General features: G+C 41.8%; 19 protein-coding genes. 3 read left to right on the forward strand and 16 right to left on the reverse strand.

The features are described 5' to 3' along the window. Positions 1-3: 3 nt before the first annotated feature. Positions 4-1,164 carry a phosphate ABC transporter substrate-binding protein PstS gene (pstS, locus tag FHS24_RS01315; protein ID WP_183618063.1) on the reverse strand — a complete coding sequence of 387 codons (1,161 nt, stop codon included), beginning with the start codon at positions 1,162-1,164 and terminating at the stop codon, positions 4-6. Between the two features lie 541 nt (positions 1,165-1,705). Here pstS and phoB point away from each other — a divergent pair. Together phoB and phoR are read left to right on the forward strand one after the other, a co-directional pair. Next, on the forward strand, positions 1,706-2,404 hold the full coding sequence (gene phoB / locus FHS24_RS01320; protein ID WP_183618065.1) for a phosphate regulon transcriptional regulator PhoB: 699 nt from the start codon (positions 1,706-1,708) through the stop codon (positions 2,402-2,404). Positions 2,405-2,572: 168 nt separating this feature from the next. Further along, complete coding sequence (gene phoR / locus FHS24_RS01325) at positions 2,573-3,643, forward strand: phosphate regulon sensor histidine kinase PhoR (RefSeq protein WP_221184996.1); 1,071 nt, start codon at positions 2,573-2,575, stop codon at positions 3,641-3,643. 44 nt (positions 3,644-3,687) lie between these two features. On the opposite strand, the gene FHS24_RS01330 is transcribed toward phoR, so the two are convergent. Genes FHS24_RS01330 through otsB form a run of 6 tightly spaced genes read right to left on the reverse strand, consistent with a single transcriptional unit; the run spans position 3,688 to position 9,643 of the window. Beyond that, positions 3,688-4,356, reverse strand: coding sequence for a glycosyltransferase family 2 protein (locus FHS24_RS01330; protein ID WP_183619087.1), 669 nt, complete (start codon positions 4,354-4,356; stop codon positions 3,688-3,690). 43 nt (positions 4,357-4,399) lie between these two features. Then, positions 4,400-5,116 carry a class I SAM-dependent DNA methyltransferase gene (locus FHS24_RS01335; RefSeq protein ID WP_183619089.1) on the reverse strand — a complete coding sequence of 239 codons (717 nt, stop codon included), beginning with the start codon at positions 5,114-5,116 and terminating at the stop codon, positions 4,400-4,402. A 34-nt stretch (positions 5,117-5,150) separates the two neighbouring features. Beyond that, the gene (locus FHS24_RS01340) at positions 5,151-5,972 is read right to left on the reverse strand and encodes a PIG-L deacetylase family protein (protein ID WP_183618067.1); all 822 of its coding nucleotides are present in this window, start codon (positions 5,970-5,972) and stop codon (positions 5,151-5,153) included. Continuing rightward, complete coding sequence (locus FHS24_RS01345; RefSeq protein WP_227671769.1) at positions 5,960-7,108, reverse strand: acyl-CoA dehydrogenase family protein; 1,149 nt, start codon at positions 7,106-7,108, stop codon at positions 5,960-5,962. Before FHS24_RS01345 ends, FHS24_RS01340 begins: the two co-directional genes overlap by 13 nt. Positions 7,109-7,127: 19 nt before the next feature. Then, the gene (locus FHS24_RS01350) at positions 7,128-8,726 is read right to left on the reverse strand and encodes an alpha,alpha-trehalose-phosphate synthase (UDP-forming) (protein ID WP_183618069.1); all 1,599 of its coding nucleotides are present in this window, start codon (positions 8,724-8,726) and stop codon (positions 7,128-7,130) included. Continuing rightward, positions 8,723-9,643: a trehalose-phosphatase gene (otsB, locus tag FHS24_RS01355; RefSeq protein ID WP_183618071.1), complete on the reverse strand. Its 921-nt coding sequence runs from the start codon at positions 9,641-9,643 to the stop codon at positions 8,723-8,725. Before otsB ends, FHS24_RS01350 begins: the two co-directional genes overlap by 4 nt. 334 nt (positions 9,644-9,977) lie before the next feature. On the opposite strand from otsB, the gene FHS24_RS01360 reads away from it, so the two are divergent. Then, positions 9,978-11,117 carry a M14 family metallopeptidase gene (locus tag FHS24_RS01360; RefSeq protein ID WP_183618073.1) on the forward strand — a complete coding sequence of 380 codons (1,140 nt, stop codon included), beginning with the start codon at positions 9,978-9,980 and terminating at the stop codon, positions 11,115-11,117. 431 nt (positions 11,118-11,548) lie between these two features. Here the strand turns inward: FHS24_RS01360 and FHS24_RS01365 are convergent, their stop codons facing one another. From FHS24_RS01365 to FHS24_RS01405, 9 genes are all read right to left on the reverse strand, one after another. Then, a complete protein-coding gene (locus tag FHS24_RS01365) occupies positions 11,549-11,869 on the reverse strand; it encodes a hypothetical protein (RefSeq protein ID WP_183618075.1) in 321 nt (106 codons plus the stop codon). Between the two features lie 125 nt (positions 11,870-11,994). Next, the gene (locus FHS24_RS01370; protein WP_183618077.1) at positions 11,995-12,315 is read right to left on the reverse strand and encodes a hypothetical protein; all 321 of its coding nucleotides are present in this window, start codon (positions 12,313-12,315) and stop codon (positions 11,995-11,997) included. Between the two features lie 216 nt (positions 12,316-12,531). Further along, positions 12,532-12,765, reverse strand: coding sequence for an ArsB/NhaD family transporter (locus tag FHS24_RS01375; protein ID WP_183618079.1), 234 nt, complete (start codon positions 12,763-12,765; stop codon positions 12,532-12,534). Between the two features lie 318 nt (positions 12,766-13,083). Further along, positions 13,084-13,317, reverse strand: coding sequence for a hypothetical protein (locus FHS24_RS01380; RefSeq protein ID WP_183618081.1), 234 nt, complete (start codon positions 13,315-13,317; stop codon positions 13,084-13,086). A 524-nt stretch (positions 13,318-13,841) separates the two neighbouring features. Next, complete coding sequence (locus FHS24_RS01385; protein WP_183618083.1) at positions 13,842-14,540, reverse strand: VIT1/CCC1 transporter family protein; 699 nt, start codon at positions 14,538-14,540, stop codon at positions 13,842-13,844. An 80-nt stretch (positions 14,541-14,620) separates the two neighbouring features. Further along, a complete protein-coding gene (locus tag FHS24_RS01390) occupies positions 14,621-15,313 on the reverse strand; it encodes a ferric reductase-like protein (RefSeq protein WP_183618085.1) in 693 nt (230 codons plus the stop codon). A 75-nt stretch (positions 15,314-15,388) separates the two neighbouring features. Then, on the reverse strand, positions 15,389-16,492 hold the full coding sequence (locus FHS24_RS01395) for an FAD:protein FMN transferase (protein ID WP_183618087.1): 1,104 nt from the start codon (positions 16,490-16,492) through the stop codon (positions 15,389-15,391). A gap of 53 nt (positions 16,493-16,545) precedes the next feature. After that, positions 16,546-16,872: a hypothetical protein gene (locus tag FHS24_RS01400; protein WP_227671770.1), complete on the reverse strand. Its 327-nt coding sequence runs from the start codon at positions 16,870-16,872 to the stop codon at positions 16,546-16,548. Next, positions 16,862-17,473, reverse strand: coding sequence for a hypothetical protein (locus tag FHS24_RS01405; protein ID WP_183618089.1), 612 nt, complete (start codon positions 17,471-17,473; stop codon positions 16,862-16,864). The genes FHS24_RS01400 and FHS24_RS01405 overlap by 11 nt, the downstream gene beginning before the upstream one ends. Positions 17,474-17,489: the final 16 nt, after the last annotated feature.

The raw sequence follows: 17,489 nt of genomic DNA on the forward strand, positions 1-17,489 counted from the left end.
GAATTACTGTGCTGAGGTATAAACAGGCTTACCTTCGCTATCTACCACCTCGTTCCATTTCGCTTTAAATAAAGCCACGGCCGTATCTGAAAAAGGTACGTAATCAAGACTCATCGCGTCATCATCGCCTTGAGCATAAGCCCAGTCAAAGAAGTTAAGGACACCTGCCACTTGTTTGGCATCTTGCGGTTGTTTATGAACTAAGATAAAGGTCGCAGCAGCGATAGGCCATGCTTGATCGGTCTCAGAGTTGGTGATGACTTTATAAAAGCCTTCTTGCTTTGACCAATCGATGTCACCAGCGGCGGCGAATGTTTGCGCGGATGGTTGGACGACATTGCCAGCGGCATTTTTGAGAGCAACGTGTGACATGCCATTTTGCTTAGCATAGGCGTATTCAACGTAGCCGATAGAGTTCTTCATACGCGTCACATAGCTTGAAACGCCTTCGTTACCTTTACCACCAGCACCCGTTGCCGAGGTTGGCCATTTCACGGTTTTATCGACACCAACGCTGTCTTTCCAGTCGTTTGAAACTTTGGCTAGATAATCAGTAAAGTTAAAGGTTGTGCCCGAGCCGTCTGAACGGAACACCGTGGTAATGGCCGCATCAGGAAGGGTTAAATCAGGGTTCATGGCTGCGATGGCAGGGTCATTCCATTTGCTGATTTTGCCAAGATAGATGTCAGCTAGCATTTTTCCATCTAGCTTTAATTGACCAGGCGCAACGCCATCGATGTTGACGATAGGTACTACGCCACCGATAACGGTTGGGAATTGAATCAGACCGGCTTCGTTTAATTCAGCTGGCGTCATTGGCGCATCAGACGCACCGAAATCAACGGTTTTTGCGACGATTTGTTTGATACCACCCGATGAACCAATCGACTGATAGTTCACTTGACCGCCTGTTGCTTTATTATAGGCATCTGACCATTTAGCATAGATAGGCTGCGGGAAAGAGGCGCCAGCGCCGGTGATGTTCATCGATATATTGTCTGTTGATTGGGCGTCTGTTGGTTGAACCTTTGCGGTGTCGGTAGACGCGGTGGTTGATTGCGCCGAAGTAGCTGGCTCATTGCTTTCATTACTATTGGGGGTTTGATTACAAGCAGCTAAGGTAAAGGTACTCGCGACTGCTAAAGCCATTAATGAATAACGCATTATTTCTCCTAAAAAGTAATCAGATTTAAGTATGGGGCGTTTATGAATAACAATGTCGATGCCCAGGTTTTTAGTAATGTATTGCTAACGATGTTTGGTTAGCAACGTTTTGCTGCAAAGACGCTCGGTGGTCAATGAGCATATTGTGCCGAGCAAATATGACAGTTTGATGAAATAAGACATTTTTATGAAAAAAGTCGGTCAATTAAAGAAACAGCCTAATAGAGCGGTCATTTAAGCGGATTGCAGCTGATATCTAGAGCAAAATTCGTTATGATGAGCCGTTGGTTTTTCTAGGGCGTAAGTGTTTAAGGCTAAGTCTTTAAAGTGACATTTTTAAAGTGCAATGATTAAAAAGCCCTGTTTGAAGTGGAATATTTAAAGTACAGTGCTTGAGGCGCAGTGTTAAGGCATAGCATTTAAAGTATCAAATCACCGTGTCATCAAACTGTCATAATTAAGCCGTTTAATGGGCAGGCGTTGATAAGTGCTTAGTATTTTTATTTTCTAATTTTTTGTCTTTCAATAATGAGGCGATAGTATGCGCAATGAGCAGATTTTGATTGTCGAAGATGAACCTGCAATTCGTGAGATGGTGGTAATGACGCTAGAGATGGCGGGCTTTGAGAGTTTACAAGCGGCTGACGTCGCAGAGGCGCATCAGCAAGTGGTTGACCACAGACCTGCTTTAATTTTGCTAGATTGGATGTTACCAGGTGATAAAAGCGGTATTGATTTTTGCCGCATGCTCAAAAGCGATGAGATGCTGGCTGAGATACCGGTCATTATGCTGACGGCCAAGAGTGAAGAGGACAGTAAGGTTCATGGGCTTGATGCGGGCGCTGATGACTATATGACCAAACCCTTTTCAACGCGTGAATTAATCTCCAGAATCAAAGCCGTGTTGCGTCGTAGTCGTGCACTCAGTAGCGATAAGCCAATTGAAATAGGCAAGCTTAGTCTCGATCCTAAAAGCCAACGCATCACTGCTGATAATCAAGTCATTGATATTGGTCCGACAGAATATCGATTGTTGGCGTTTTTTATGAGTCATCCAGAACGTGCTTATACGCGTACCCAGCTGCTAGATCAGGTCTGGGGCGGTAATGTCTATATCGAAGATCGCACGATTGATGTGCATATCCGGCGTTTACGCAAATTACTACAGCCTTATGATTGCAGTGCCTTGATTCAAACAGTTCGCGGTACAGGCTATCGTTTTTCTAGTCTGGTCGAATAATGCTATCGATTTTGGAAAATAGCCCATTATTCACAATGCAGCGAAACAGCGCTAAGAACAATCAGTGCTAAGAATCATAAATATTTACAACTATAAGAACTAAGAACCATAAGAGCTAAGAGTGATAATTGCTAAGCATTATACTGGTAATAAAGAAGAGAGAAAGACATGATAACGCCTAAGGACATTGAGCAACAAGACATCGAGCAATACTCCACCGATCAGCTTAAAAAAATCAGAAGTGCCTTACGCGCACTGCGAGATGCAGTTGTCTTGCTAAATGACGATGATGGTTTGGAGTGGTGGAATCAGGCCGCCGAAGATTTATTATTGTTGCAGTCAGCGGATCATGGCAAAAATGTTTTTGACTTTATTAACGTCCCTGAATTTCGCCAGTACTATGAGAACAAGGTTACACCCAATGAAGGTGTGCATATGAAATCATGGCAAGATCCTAACCGTTACCTCAAATGTGAGCTCACGCCTTTTGGCGATGAGAAGCTGCTGATTATTTATGATGTGACCCGCTTACAACACTTAGAGCAAATGCGCCGCGACTTTGTGGCAAATGTCTCTCATGAGTTACGAACCCCGTTGACCGTATTAATGGGCTATCTGGAGAATTTCTCAGATCAGGAAGATATGCCGCGGCAATGGCGACGTGGGTTTGAATTAATGACGCAGCAGACCGCGCGCATGAATAGAGTGGTTAATGACTTGCTGCTGCTGTCTCGGATTGAAATTGAAGAGACGCATGAGCTGCACTATATTGATATGACCAAGCTGCTCACGCATGTCTATGATGACGCACAGGCTTACAACCAAGGATATGGCCATACGCTGCATTTACAGATAGATACCTATGATGGTCTCTACGGCTCGGAGATGTATTTAAACAGTGCGTTATCCAATTTGGTGATTAATGCTATTAAATATACGCCAAAAGCAGGTAATATTGTCATTAGTTGGGCAAAAACTGCAGAAGGTTGTCGGTTTGCCGTCACCGATGATGGTATTGGAATTGCGCCGGAGCATGTTGCACGATTGACCGAACGTTTTTATCGGGTAGATAGCGGGCGCAGTCGTGCAACAGGTGGCACAGGGCTAGGGCTGGCAATTGTAAAGCATGTGTTATATCAATATGATACGACCTTACAAATTGAATCGTCAGAAGGCAAAGGCTCGACATTTAGTGCCGTTTTCCCAGCCACTCATATTCGATCTGCTCCTATAGGCTAACTGCTAAACTCGTAGCCGTTAGCAGGATTTTTTTAAAAACACTGTCAGTTATTAGTTTCTAAATTGGCTAAAAACGCCGCAAAACCTTTTGCTGTTCGAGCTTGCAAACGGCTGCTAGTAATAACCCGAACACGATTGCTCCAAGTGATGGCATAGCCTTTACTCTCAAACCTTTTTACCAAATCAGCATCTTCGTGACACTCTAATGGCGCAAAACCATCAACTGCAAGATAAGCCTCAGCGCTAAAACTTAAATTTGCCCCATGAATATGGTGATGTCCCATCCTATCTTGATAATGAGCCATATAATCCTCGCGCGTCTGCAGCGTCAAATGCGCCCAACTATCAATGCTCACGACGCCGCATATCATATCAGTAGGTTGGTCTTTGACATGGGCGATTTGCTGTATCAGCCAATCTGGGGTAACGACTGAATCAGCGTCTGTACAGGCAAGCCATGTTGCGCCAGAGGCGATAGCATGCCGAATGCCTAAATCCCGTACTTGTCCCACACATTGATAGTCACAGCATAGATAATCCACGTCAACGCTCTCTACCAATTCAAGCGTATCATCGCGACAGCTATCAAGCACGACAAGTACAGACGCTGTAATAGTGGAAGGCAGCTGCTCAATGGCTGCTTGTACTGATGCTAAGCACTTAGTAATAGTCATTGCTTCATTATGAGCAGGAATGACAATGCCAATTTTTATATCATCCATATATCTGCCTTGTTTTGCTGATTGCCATATCCTCTTATACCAAGTTTTCTTGCATAGCGACTGATTTGGGCGAGTACTGCCAAACGTCTAATAAAAAATCGCTATCGATAATTTCACTTTGATGAGTAAAGGCTGAATTTTTAGTATCGACTTTCTGTCCCTGCTTAGGTTCTAGCTCATTACTTACTTTGTCAAAAGCTTGGTTGAGACGCTGATGTACCGTTTCACCGGTCATCGTAAAGCCATCAATGGCATAGCGCCAATGACAGCATAATAAGGTGCCACCCACAGCAAGATTTTGTTTAATCCAAGTGATAACCGTATTAATATCATTAGGTGATAAATAATATAAAATTTCACTAATAACGATTAAATCAAAAGTTGGTTTAGTAGTCGGTAATGCATCAGGAATTACCCCTTGTATCACGCTGACATGAGAGGACTCTGTCAAGCGTTGTTTGGCAAGCTGCACAGCCTGCGTATTACCATCAATGCTTATCAAAGCCTGACAACGAGACGAAAGTAACGCACTAAATACGCCATTACCGCAGCCTAATTCAACGGCATTGTTATATTGTGTTTTTGGTAATACCGCTAGACACATATCGCGTTTACGCTTTTCGTACCAGCGGGTCTGATACTGCCATGGGTCGCTGTTATCATTGTATAAAGTATCAAAATAGCTTTCTGCATAGTTGGTATCTTGCGTATCAATATGGGAGCGGTCAGCCGTCTCATTTTTACAAACCATTGGACGGTTTGTAAAATCTATTTCCAGCGTAACTTTAGGGTGTTGGCTCATATAAATAAACCTCCCATGGTTGGCTAATTCTGGCAATAGTTTGAGCTGATAAAATGGGCGGATTGCCCGTACTTTCATCAACGGTAATCTGACTGGTAAAGCAAGCAATGGCTTGGGATTTACGCTGTAACTGCTCAGGGCTTAAGTCTACTCTGTGAGCACAGTGCCAAGGAATACGGATATCAGCAGGCTTTGCCCAATGCCATGCCCAAATTAAAACTTGATAACAGGCTAAATGCTGCTGCTTAGCAAATGCAGCGACCACTTGCCCCGTTGCCTCATGGTCAGGATGCCCATCATGTACAAACGGCGTTACCAAAATATCATCAGGTTGGATAATTGCTGCTAATTTTTGGTGAAACTGTGCCTGCTCAGCAAACACGTCGCCATCGGTTAAATGCATAGAAATAACCTTCACTTGATGAGATATACTCAATGCCTCTAACGCTGCAACACTTTCTTCCGGACGGATAATATCAAGCGCTTTTGGAGGATAAATCTGCGAGTCAGGATGGCTTTGCGTGCCATTGGTCACATGAACCAGTAAGATAGGATTGCCGTTAGCTGCTAGCTGTTGTAGCAGTCCGCCGCAGCCCAATACTTCATCGTCAGGATGCGGCGCAAAAATACAAACCTGCTGCTGCGCCGGAAAGCTTGTCGCTACATTTAAGCGTGGCATGTTTTGCAGCCCTGACCAATTTTGCCAAGCGTCGTAACTGGTACCATCACCTTCAATAATACGATCACCAACAATCGGATGGTCTTTTCTTATGGATTCATCCTTACTAGGAATTACAGTTGCCATATATTTCCCTGCCTATTTATAAAGTCACTGGTCTTCTTGCTAGTATGTTTGCTAGCGGCTTCACGGGCTAACATACTAGACAGCTCACCGATTTTATGTAAATCAAAAGCGCCATGACTTTGGCGAATAAATACGGTCAAATCCGCTGATAATCTGGCGAAATGGGCGTTATTGCAAAAGGGCGCGGCGCCCAATGCTTGCCCGACGACCTCTATAACCTCGCGAGCTAATTGTTCAACGTTTGACCTTAATTGGCGGATAGCAAGCTCATGACTTTGTGTTGGCTCAGTATCTATTAGGTCAGCAATATGATGAAAATATTGCTGAGTGACAGCCAGTGCCGTGCTAATTTGTCCCAAATACATCGCTTTATAATCGTTTGATTTTTGCTGATAAGCGGTGATTAAATAACTGGCTAGACAAGCTGCCGCGCCATACCAACAAGCAGCAACGCCTGCCGCGCCATGCCAAAATCCCACACGTTCTAGATACGCATTTGGGGCGCCAACGTTACTGGCTGTTACCTGATCGAAATATATGGTTGCCGTATCAGTAGCCTGCATGCCGACTGCTTGCCATGCACTATTATCAATCCTAATCCCATCTTGCTGCATATCTACGGTGAGCAATTGCGCCTGACCATGCTCATTGCGATAGGTCATTAGGCCATAATCAACGATATTTGCTCCTGAACACCATGCTTTTGTACCGCTGATTTTGCCATTTTGATAGGTTAAATGACGACCCTCTGCTGCCCAGACTGCCCATAATCCTGCTGCTGTTTCATCATATTCCAGTTCATGTAAAATACTTAAAGCGTCTAAATGCGATTCAAACCATTTGGCAATCGTTAAATCTATGCTGGCCACATACGCTAAGATTTGCCAACGAATCAAAGTGTTTGAGTTAGTTTGAGTATTATCTCCTTTGGTACTTTTCATACCGCTGGCAGGATGAGGGATTTTATCGCTATAGCTGACTAATATTTTTAAGATCTCATGGCGCATCTTATCGGTTATACAGAAAATATTTGTGCTAACCACACTGCCGTTGGTTGAATTAATAGTAAATATGATATTTTCTATGACAGATTTTATGTCTGACAATAAAGGATTTTCTGCCTCGAACGCGAGCATAAGGGTCTCCTAATTATTTTTATGAGCCAGACATTTGAACGGCTTCTGGGGAGTTGTTGTTTGTTTGATATTTTGTACTATCATATAAGTTATTTAAATATAGGTCGTCTAAAAAACTTTGCTGCCAAGCATGTAGATTATCTTGCTGCAATCCTTGTAATAATGCCTGATAGCGAGATTTTCGCTCTCCTAGTGGTATTATTAAGGCAGCTTTTAAACCCTCTATTATGCTTTTTGGCTCGTGCGGATCGATAATGACTGCGGCTTGCATCTGCTCGGCGGCTCCTGCATAACGTGAAAGCATCAGCACCCCAGGATTATCAGGATTTTGCGCAGCAATATATTCTTTGGCAACTAAATTCATGCCGTCTTGTAGCGAATTTACCCAGCCAATATCACTACTGTAAAACGCCGTCATCACTGTCTCATGGCTCAATATTTCTTCGCTATAATTAATAGCTTGCCAAGAATCTGTATTAGGCGAAAATTGCTGATTAACATTATGAACTGCTTGTTTAACCTCTTCATAAAGTCGTTGATAAGTCGGTAAATCTAAACGGCTAGGACAGGCGATTTGTAATAATTGCAGCTGATTTTGGTAGGCTGGATATTGCTGTAAAAAGTTGCGATAGCCCGAAAAACGCTCTAATAAACCTTTGGAGTAATCAATCCTATCTACCGCAATAATACGCTGTGAGATAGGCTTTACCGTATCGTTATTCTGAGGGTGCTTAATAGATGATAAGGATAAAGGCGAGAATAAATGGCTAACCTGTTGTTGGATTTTTGAGACATTGACGCCGATAGGATAGGCATTAATTATTAAAGCATGCTGGGGTTTTAACTCTAAATGAAGTTTTAACTGTATGCTAGATGCAGTATGCGCTCTAGCAACAGGCTGTTTGGAGTATAAAACGTTGAGTGGTAAAAGATCTAAAAGACTGTTGTTTATCAAGCTATCTTTGACACGGCTTTCTTCTAAAAGGCTATCTTTTAAGTAATGCTGAAAAACCGCAAGACAATGGGCTTTATCTTGCTGAGTTTGGGTTCCAAGCACATCATAATGTGCAAGATGCTTAATCAGCTCACAGCTTTGAGCAAGCTGTTGCCAAAATATTAATGGCGCAAACGGGATATGTAAAAAAAAGCCGATACGATTTTTTATCCCAAAAGCTCTGCAATGATAGGCCACACTTAAAAAATGATAATCATGCACCCAAATCACATCGTCAGGCTGAATAATGCTCTTTAATTGGTTGGCAAATAGGCGGTTTACCGCTTGATAACCGGCATAGTCCTCTGGTGCCTGGTCAATCAACGCGGGTTGCTCATGTAATAATGGCCAGAGCACGTTATTGGCAAAGCCGCAGTAAAAACGTTGATATTGTCGGGTGGTAAGGGCAGTGGTCATATAAGTGACTTCTGTCCCAGCTTGTTTACGGTTACTAAATGTATTGATTTCACTAAAATCAGAGCTATCAAGAATGTCACCATTCCAGCCTATCCAAATGACTGAGTTGCCCGTCAAGATGTCTTGTAACGCTACTGCTAGCCCGCCTGCCATAGGATTATTATCGGGCATCTTTACTCGGTTAGATAAGACGATTAAACGGCTCATATCAGTTGCCTCGTATGTTTGTCGACCGCCGGAACATTTATCGGTACATTCATATTGGCTAGGTCAGGCAGTAGAGTGCTGCGTTTTTGACAAAAATCTAAAAAGCCCTCAAGTAAAACTGTTACCTCATGAATATCATTGACATAATAATGGGCGCAAGTCAGTTGCTGGCATTCATTTCCTACCTTGATGCCCATACCTTTGGTTAAATGGCTTTTTTCTACAGATCGCTTACTATCTTGTACGGCAATAAACCCTTCTTCATCGGTTATATCATCACCGATAAAAATAGGGCAAAGAGTATCATTGGTGTGCATTTGTTTTAATAAGATTAAAATCGCAACGCCTTTATCGGCTGCTTTGGGCGCTATCTCCCACACATACTTGCCCTGTTTTAATAGCCAATCAGGGTGGTTTTTTGACGTGGTTGACATAATGGCGTACGCCACATCAGCTAACGCAGGATTTTGCCGATAATGCAGGGCAATAGAATAAGGTTTATCTTCTATCAACAAATCATCATAAGGCGTACAAGATTGACGAATAGCCTGCTTGATAGCGGTCAGTTCAGCGAAGTTAATCTGCGTAAGACTTGCGCTGATACCATCAAATGCCATTTCTAATCCATGCGTTGCGGCAATTGGCAGTTTTATAGGAGACAGCATTTGCCTTGCTTCAGCTAGACTGCGTCCGGTGACAATCGCGATGTTGACGCTATGACTTTGTATTTTTTCTAAAAGTGTTAGGGTGGTAGTAGGAATGAAGCTGTCTTTCGGATTCAAGGTAAAGTCTGCAAGCGTACCATCTATATCTAAAAACAGGCAATAGTCTTGCTGCGGCGATAAGTAATCGGCAAAGTGCTTGGGTGAAATGCATATAGGTGCGCTATGCACGCTGGTGCTTCTTCCTGAAGTCACATATATTCCTTTATTTATCTTTGGTAGTAGAGCAGCAGATTTTGCTCTAAGACGCACGAATTTTGAAATAAACTGTCTACTAAAAGCTAATATGTGTTTGATATAAAAGAATGAGTGTGTTGGCAGTGTTCTCTTAATTTCTAGTTATACGCAATCCAAGAATCAAACCAAGAATCAAGCTAATAATAAAGAAACAAGCGCTATAATAAGCAACCAAACTTGATCACGAGTGTGCCATAAACTCCGTTACACTATGATGGACAACCTATTGAGTTTAGTATAAGTTTTTTTAACATAAGTCTTTAAATTTACAAAAAACCATTAAGGAAAGATTATGCATATCACTGCAAATTTTGACGCAGGTAATATTGACGTTATTAGCCTAGAAGATAAAAAAGATATCCAATTAGCGATTTGTCCAGACGTTGGTGACGAGTTTTTCCAGTGGTTTAACTTTCGTCTATCAGGTGAGATTGGCGAGCAATATGTGCTCAATATTGTCAATGCAGGGGAGGCGTCATACCTTGAGGGCTGGGAGAATTACCAAGCGGTTGCTTCCTATGATCGGGAGTACTGGTTCCGTCTGCCGACTTCTTATCAAGATGGCACGTTAACCATAGTGGCAGAGCTTGAGTGCGATACCATTCAAATTGCGTATTTTGCCCCTTACAGTTATGAGCGTCATCAAGACTTATTGGCTGCCGTACAAACGCACCCATTAGTGAGTTTAGAGCATTTAGGAGATACCCTTGATAAGCGCGACTTAATCTTAGTAAAAATTGCTGATGGTGATAGTAATAGTGATGTGAATAAACGCAATATTTGGATTACGGCGCGCCAGCATCCGGGTGAGACGATGGCTGAGTGGTTGGTTGAGGGATTGTTATATAGCTTATTAGATAGTGATAACGCCACTGCTAAGTTGTTATTAGAAAAGGCTAACTTCTATATTGTGCCAAATATGAACCCTGATGGCAGTGTGCGCGGACATCTACGTACTAATGCTGTCGGAACGAATTTAAACCGTGAATGGTTGAATCCAAGCTTAGAGAAAAGCCCTGAAGTATTCCATGTGATTAATAAGATGGAAGCAACGGGTGTGGACTTATTTTATGATGTACATGGTGACGAAGCGCTGCCTTATGTGTTCTTAGCCGGCTCGCAAGGGACGCCAAGTTATAACGACCGCCTTGCACATTTACGTGATAAGTTTTCAGACGTATTAAAGCTCGCCAGTGCTGATTTTCAGTCTGAGTTTGGCTATGAGGTTGATGCACCGGGCACCGCGAACATGACCGTCGCCACCCACTGGGTAGCGGAACGGTTTGATTGTCTGGCCAATACCTTAGAGATGCCATTTAAAGATAATGATAATGTACCTGATGTAGACACAGGCTGGTCACCAGAGCGTTCAATTAAGCTAGGTGAAGCCTCGTTGGTTGCCATGCTGGCGGTCGTGGATGAATTGCGTTAATTATTGATGTGTCATATTTAAATCATATATTTTATTAAACTTCTTGCATAAGTCGTCGGAAGTCTTTGAGAATGTGTTATTAGAAATCAATAGAATGGGGCTTTTGCAAGAGATCTATTATCTATAAATTTAAAGGATTGGGAGGGAGGTGCAAATGGGGTAAGTCTCTACTTATTGTCGTGATATAAGATGCAGCACCCTAGTGAGGACTTGAACCTTTGGCTGTAGGCTAATGATGGTAACGAATTTAGTTATCTAAATAGTTGCAGTGTAATTTCTGAACAGTTTAAAGCCGTATCTACAGTAAAGTACTTATTATAAAGAGTGTGCGGAATTTCATTTAAGCATTAACACAAGTCAGCGATAGGGACACCTTTTATAAGTGTTCTTATTTATCGTGGGAGATTACCGCTTGCGACTATTCTACAAGCTCAATCATACTTCATAAAATTTGACTGCTTTTTAAGGTCAAATTTATGCTTACGCTCATTAATGGAATTTGAGGATGTTGCTCTCTCACTGAAAGCAATAATCCTATGATTTTCAATTGTTATACTATTTTCGGTAGAAAAAATATCATCAGCCGTTAGGTTTTTTTCATCATTAAACGCAGTGAAAGATGACTCAGATTGAAAAATTTCCGATGCCATGGGCAGGATGGCAAAAGTAGAGGTGACGGGCACCATGGCTAAAATGAATAATGTTAAGCTAAATAATATTTGGGATTTTATACGAACCAAATTATTCTTCATGAGCGCGATCCTTTATATATACCATTGCTCATCATAATGCTGATAAAACAATATTTTAAGCCAAACCTGTCTTTTTTTAATTAACGATGACGGTTCTGATTATACTTACCTTGGTTGTGACCATTTTATTGACCACGTTTTGCTCTATTTCCAGCTCTCATTTTTTCTAACTGATTACGCTGTGATACGGTCAGTACTTTTGAGATTGCCGCATGTTTATTTTTATAACCGTTTTTACCATTGTTATGATTTGATTTTTGAATCGCTTGAATTTGGCTTTTTTGTTTTTTGGTTAGGTTCAGTTTAGACAATGGACCATTATTTACATTCATTCCATAGTGAGTAGGGTTATACGGTGTCGCGTTTGCCTGACCAACCATAGCTAGGCAGGTAGAGATTGCTAATACTGAGCCTACGGCGATTTTTTTAAACATAATAATTTTCATCGTTATTTCCTTTTTAATTGACACTGGCTATGAATCTTAGTTTTTATTATCCATCTTTTTTTGAGAAAAAGACGCTCAAACAGTATGATCAAACTTCGTTCTGTCGACAAAGGAAATGATAACGGATTATGGTGTTGCGTAGATTTATGAAAGTTAAAGAAGAGTAACGACTGTGGCTGAATAGCGCGTACTTATTACCTGTCTGATAATGTCTCGTTAAATATAGGTAATAGGTAAATGAGGGTTTGGCTTTGTAATGATAAAAGAGGGATGCGGCTTCATAATATGGCACTTATATACCATACATAATACTAATAATACGGCGATAACCGACACGGAATTCACTTGTACCATTTTTGCCGCATAGCGACCAAACCAAATATCGAAGTGATTGGGACTAATAATATGGACAAGATCGAAGGTAACTAAAAGTATGCTTTTCCATCTCATTACAAAATTAAGTGTGCCACCAATAATTATTACTATACTGAGAATGATACATATTTTTTAAGAAGCTTAGGCATTGAACTATCCGTACTAGATGCAAAGCAGGTATTCTGAGCTTATTTTTTCGATAATAGCAGTCTTGTTCTTCAAGGTTTTTTCTGTACAAATAACACAAACGAGTAGATCAGGACATAAGACAAACACAAGCACTGAACCTAGAGATTTAATGATAACTTTCCTATTAACATAACCTGCGATACAAAAAACAGCTCCTAATTAGGAGCTGTTTTTTGTCAGATAACACGATTAAAATTACGTCAACTAACGGCGGTTTTGAACATACACCACTTTCTGAGGGGCTTTCTTAACGACTACTTTCTTAACGACCACTTTCTGAGGGGCTTTCTTAACGACCACTTTCTGAGGAGCTTTATGTTGCTGTCCATGGGAGACTTTATGTTTTACAAAATTCGGTGCAGGTGCGGCACTTGCTTGACCAATCATCGCAAAACAAGCAGTAGCAGCTAGAATAGAACTCATCATTATTTTTTTCATTATCATTTCCTTCCAAATGCTTATCAAGCATGAATTATTAATTAAGATGTATCGCTTACCATCAGACAAAATGTCTTGATGTAGCCTTACTCTGTCGATAAAGGAAATGATAAAGGATTATGGCTTTGCAAAGCTTTATGAAACTTGACGAAAGGTTACAACTGTTACTAACTGCTCTAATCTTCTTTAGAAGTATGATGTTCTTGTATTTTGGCTAGTACTGGTAACGCTCACTAGGGGGGGGTATAAAACTCTATCAATACCAATTTTTTTGGAAAAGCATAGCCTTGAGCCGTGCTGTCGATTTTATAGTTATTAAATTCATATCTAAAACAAGTAGTGTGATGCCTGTATAGCGCATCAATCACGATTAGAATATGTATGCTAAGTACACCATAAAGTACACTGTGACTATTTCAGTAAGTCAAAACATTGATACCATTAGCCTACAGCTTAAGGTTCAAGTCCTCACTAGGGAGCCACTCTTATCGCTATAAGAGAGGTTACAGTATAGATGGCAGAGGTTAAACGGCGACACCAAAAAACCCGCCGATAAACGAAGTTGCCAGCATAGCTAGTACACCCCATATTACTACCCGAGCAGTAGCAGGAATGATAGAGGCACCGCCCAAGCGTGCAGATACCACACCAAGTAAAATCAAGCCAACCACCGTTAACGAAGCCAACGACCATACCAATGTCTCTGCTGGCAATAGTAGAATGCCCATAACAGGAACGATGGCGCCCACTATGAATGATAAAGCAGAGGCAATGGAGGCTTGAAGCGGCTTGGCGGTACTTATGTCAGTTAAGCCAATCTCATCACGCGCATGGGCTTCAAGAGCGTCGTGCTCAGTCAAAGCCACGGCAACTTGATGGGCTAAATCGTGATCAAGTCCACGCTGCTCATAAATTTTCGTCAGCTCAAGAAGCTCGCGCTCAGAGTTATGCGTTAGTTCATGTTGCTCTTTTGCCAAGTCCGCTTTTTCAGTATCTGCCTGTGATGACACGGAAATATACTCACCCGCCGCCATTGATAAAGCACCTGCAGTCAATGACGCAAGCCCCGTCAGTAGTAAGGTTTGGCTATTGGCGTTTGCCGCAGCAATACCAACCAATAAACTGGCGGTAGAAATCAATCCATCATTTGCACCCAGCACTGCTGCTCTGAGCCACTGACTACGGTTGCTTAAATGCAGTTCATCATGAATAGAAAGGGACATAAATAACCTCAAAAATAACTAAGCAAGAATAATAAACCAAAGATACTGTAGTACAGTTTACCCTGTAACTTGCTCAGAGATTAGCTAACTTGCCTTAATGCATATAAGCGATAGGCAATCAGTACAAAGACTACTGTCTGACTACCGGCATAAAATAATAATAGCGCTAGCAGTCGGCTATCAGAGCCCACCATAAACACATGAATACTAATGCCCATATAAGCTAAAAAGGTTAAAAAATGCAACCATCGCCATGCTGATTGACCTATGTATTTTTTAAGGTAGAAGCTAAACGCGCTGATGAACAAAAACCAAAATCCCAATTGTCCTAATGCGACACCGATACGGTCAGTCTGAAACCCAAGCGGTAATAATATCTGCCAAATATTCAGATTCATATAGTTGTCAGCCAATAGAATGACCGCATGAAAAGTAGCAAAACCTACTGCGAGCAAGCTTAAATATTGATGTAATGCAAATACTTTTGCCGCATTAAAATACCGACAGAGGCGCGTACTGAGCAACAAACCAAAAACAACGGCCAACCAAAATAAAGCATAGGCAATCACACCACTTGCACGTGACAAATACCAAAAGTGCTTATCTGTGGTCATAAGGATTTGCGATAGGCTTTCACCCCACAACGAAAAGGCATAAACGCCGCCGACTATGCCCGTACTTAAAACGAATACCGTCCATAGCGCCTGAAAGACTGTCTTAGTTAATTTAAATATAAAGTGATTGCTAGAATTAGGATGAGAGTCAGGATGCATGGCTATTCTCCAATCAAGGTAACAACTTAAGATAGTAAAACCTTAAATAGAAACGACTTAAATATGTTTTATGGATTAAATGGCAATTAAGTTTGGATGAATGGCAGGTGAAGCCATAACCTTATGATTGGTATCGACTAATACAGCGGCAATATGCTGTTCGGACAGCCATTGCAGCGCTTTTTTCGCGCCTAAGATGACACAGTATTTGGCATAGACCTCTGCGGTCAACGTATTATCAGCAAGTATAGTGGCACTTAAAACGTCACTTTTTGCAGGGCAAGCGTGATAAGGGTGTATCAAGTGATGTTGCCAATGGCCTTTATGCCACCAACGGCGATAGTCTTGACCTGATGTTGCAACAGCGCCAGCACTGATATGAATAATGGCGATATTTTCTTCATCTTGAAGCTGCTGGCTATCAGCAGTATAGGGTTTGGCGATAGCAATGGCCCATGTGATAGGCTTGGTAGATTCTTGCTTATTTGGCACACCAATCGCTATGTCGCCTCCCATATCAATTAAACAAGGAAATTGCCAGTCAGAACGTTGACTGATGTATTCAGCCAATTGCATCGCGCACCATCCTTTGACATAACCATTTAAATCGAGAGCTGTGCCAGTCGGGAGAAATACTTGATGCTGTCCATGAGCTAACGTGCGAAGCTTGATATTTTTTATGGATTGATTGCCAATGTTGTTTTTAGAACTATCAGAAGTATCTTGCAAAGTCGGCTGAGTAGTTTGCACAGACGGCGTCGGTTGTTTTGCTAAGGTCCCAAATGAGTGTTTATAGCCAATATCCCACAGGGTATTTAGTAATGTTGGGGTGACTAAGCCTTGGGTTTTTGGCACAAAAGCAATGGCTATTTCTAAAACAGTAAACAATTCTAGGCTGATGTCAGTCCATTGATTGGTATGCCTATTTAGTATCATCAGCTCGCTGGTATTATCAAAACGACTGAATATATGCTCACACTGCAGCAGTTTTTCTTTTACATAGCTCTTAACTGAAGCGAATTTTTGGTCTATTTCTTGGACTATCTCTTGGTCTGTGTTGCCTGGCGTTTGCTGCAAGTTTAATTGCGTAATATTTAAACTGATTTGGATCTGACAACCCATCGCCGGCAATATAAAGGTCAGCAGTTGTGGCGTGCTACTGTTGGTGTTTGCTTTCATAAGAAGTCCTTAGTTGCACCATTGGTCATCATTTTAAGCGCCGTGATTTTTATTTATCGAGAAGAACGGGTACGAGCGACAACTGCTATCGCTTCAACCGCTGGGCTTTCTACTTCATTCACTTGTCTTAATTGCGTGATATCAACGCTACTTGGGGTTTGAGCCGCTATGACGTTAGGATTAGGAGAGCTCGTGCTGACAGGAATAGCGGTGCTGACAGGTAAGCTATCGGCTTCTTGATCGAGTAATATGAGCCAACCTGCCATGGTGCCAACGACTGAGATGATGAGAATGCTATTTTTAAACGTCGCAATAGGATCGGCTTTTTTCAGGTTTTTATGAGCGGCTGTAGTAGCAGCTACTTTAGAATTAATCATCATAGTCATCCTCATCGTTATCATGCTTATAGCTTGTAGCAATCAGACGCTCGCTCTCTTTATCGTATTTATCCTTATGCTTTTTCTTATGGTGTTTCGCCTCATCATTATCGTGGTCTTCATATTTATTGTCATCGTCGTCATCATAATTAGAATAGTCGCTATCAATAAGAGCGCCACTGGTACTAACAGGGTTCAAGATAGAGCCGAGACTGGCATCAATATAAGTGGTGTTGGTATCTAAGTGCACCTCATAGGCGACAGTACCGTTGTAGTTAACCAGCTCTGGAGTCGCTTGTAGGGTTGCATTAGGAAGGTTCTGCCTAGCTAAGGCGATTGCTTGGTCGCTTGTGAGCATCGCAGCAGATAGCGGCTCAAAAGCAGTGTTCTGTTTCACAGAATTAGTCTGCGCTTGAGGGGATAATAAGGTAGCAGCAGGCGATGCAGAAGGGTTTGCATCAGTCAGCTGATTGGTGATATTTGCCATGGATAACCTATCAGCAGAATCTGATGATGCTGTCGTTAATGCAATGACACCACCAAAGAAGACCAGTGAAGAAGCGCCGATAGTCAATAGCAGAGGTTTTAATAATGGCATGCTCATAAGTTGTACTCCGTAT

This window comes from Psychrobacter luti, from assembly GCF_014192115.1.
GTDB lineage: Bacteria > Pseudomonadota > Gammaproteobacteria > Pseudomonadales > Moraxellaceae > Psychrobacter > Psychrobacter luti.

Coding starts and splice junctions, on each gene's coding strand:
- FHS24_RS01360 (WP_183618073.1), top strand. CDS start 9,978: ATGCATATCACTGCAAATTTTGACGCAGGTAATATTGACGTTATTAGC.
- phoB (WP_183618065.1), top strand. CDS start 1,706: ATGCGCAATGAGCAGATTTTGATTGTCGAAGATGAACCTGCAATTCGT.
- FHS24_RS01370 (WP_183618077.1), bottom strand. CDS start 12,315: ATGAAAATTATTATGTTTAAAAAAATCGCCGTAGGCTCAGTATTAGCA.
- FHS24_RS01375 (WP_183618079.1), bottom strand. CDS start 12,765: ATGAGATGGAAAAGCATACTTTTAGTTACCTTCGATCTTGTCCATATT.
- FHS24_RS01340 (WP_183618067.1), bottom strand. CDS start 5,972: ATGGCAACTGTAATTCCTAGTAAGGATGAATCCATAAGAAAAGACCAT.
- FHS24_RS01335 (WP_183619089.1), bottom strand. CDS start 5,116: ATGGTTTGTAAAAATGAGACGGCTGACCGCTCCCATATTGATACGCAA.
- FHS24_RS01400 (WP_227671770.1), bottom strand. CDS start 16,872: ATGATGATTAATTCTAAAGTAGCTGCTACTACAGCCGCTCATAAAAAC.
- FHS24_RS01390 (WP_183618085.1), bottom strand. CDS start 15,313: ATGCATCCTGACTCTCATCCTAATTCTAGCAATCACTTTATATTTAAA.
- FHS24_RS01405 (WP_183618089.1), bottom strand. CDS start 17,473: ATGAGCATGCCATTATTAAAACCTCTGCTATTGACTATCGGCGCTTCT.
- FHS24_RS01345 (WP_227671769.1), bottom strand. CDS start 7,108: ATGCTCGCGTTCGAGGCAGAAAATCCTTTATTGTCAGACATAAAATCT.
- FHS24_RS01395 (WP_183618087.1), bottom strand. CDS start 16,492: ATGAAAGCAAACACCAACAGTAGCACGCCACAACTGCTGACCTTTATA.
- FHS24_RS01380 (WP_183618081.1), bottom strand. CDS start 13,317: ATGAAAAAAATAATGATGAGTTCTATTCTAGCTGCTACTGCTTGTTTT.
- pstS (WP_183618063.1), bottom strand. CDS start 1,164: ATGCGTTATTCATTAATGGCTTTAGCAGTCGCGAGTACCTTTACCTTA.
- FHS24_RS01385 (WP_183618083.1), bottom strand. CDS start 14,540: ATGTCCCTTTCTATTCATGATGAACTGCATTTAAGCAACCGTAGTCAG.
- phoR (WP_221184996.1), top strand. CDS start 2,573: ATGATAACGCCTAAGGACATTGAGCAACAAGACATCGAGCAATACTCC.
- FHS24_RS01350 (WP_183618069.1), bottom strand. CDS start 8,726: ATGAGCCGTTTAATCGTCTTATCTAACCGAGTAAAGATGCCCGATAAT.
- FHS24_RS01365 (WP_183618075.1), bottom strand. CDS start 11,869: ATGAAGAATAATTTGGTTCGTATAAAATCCCAAATATTATTTAGCTTA.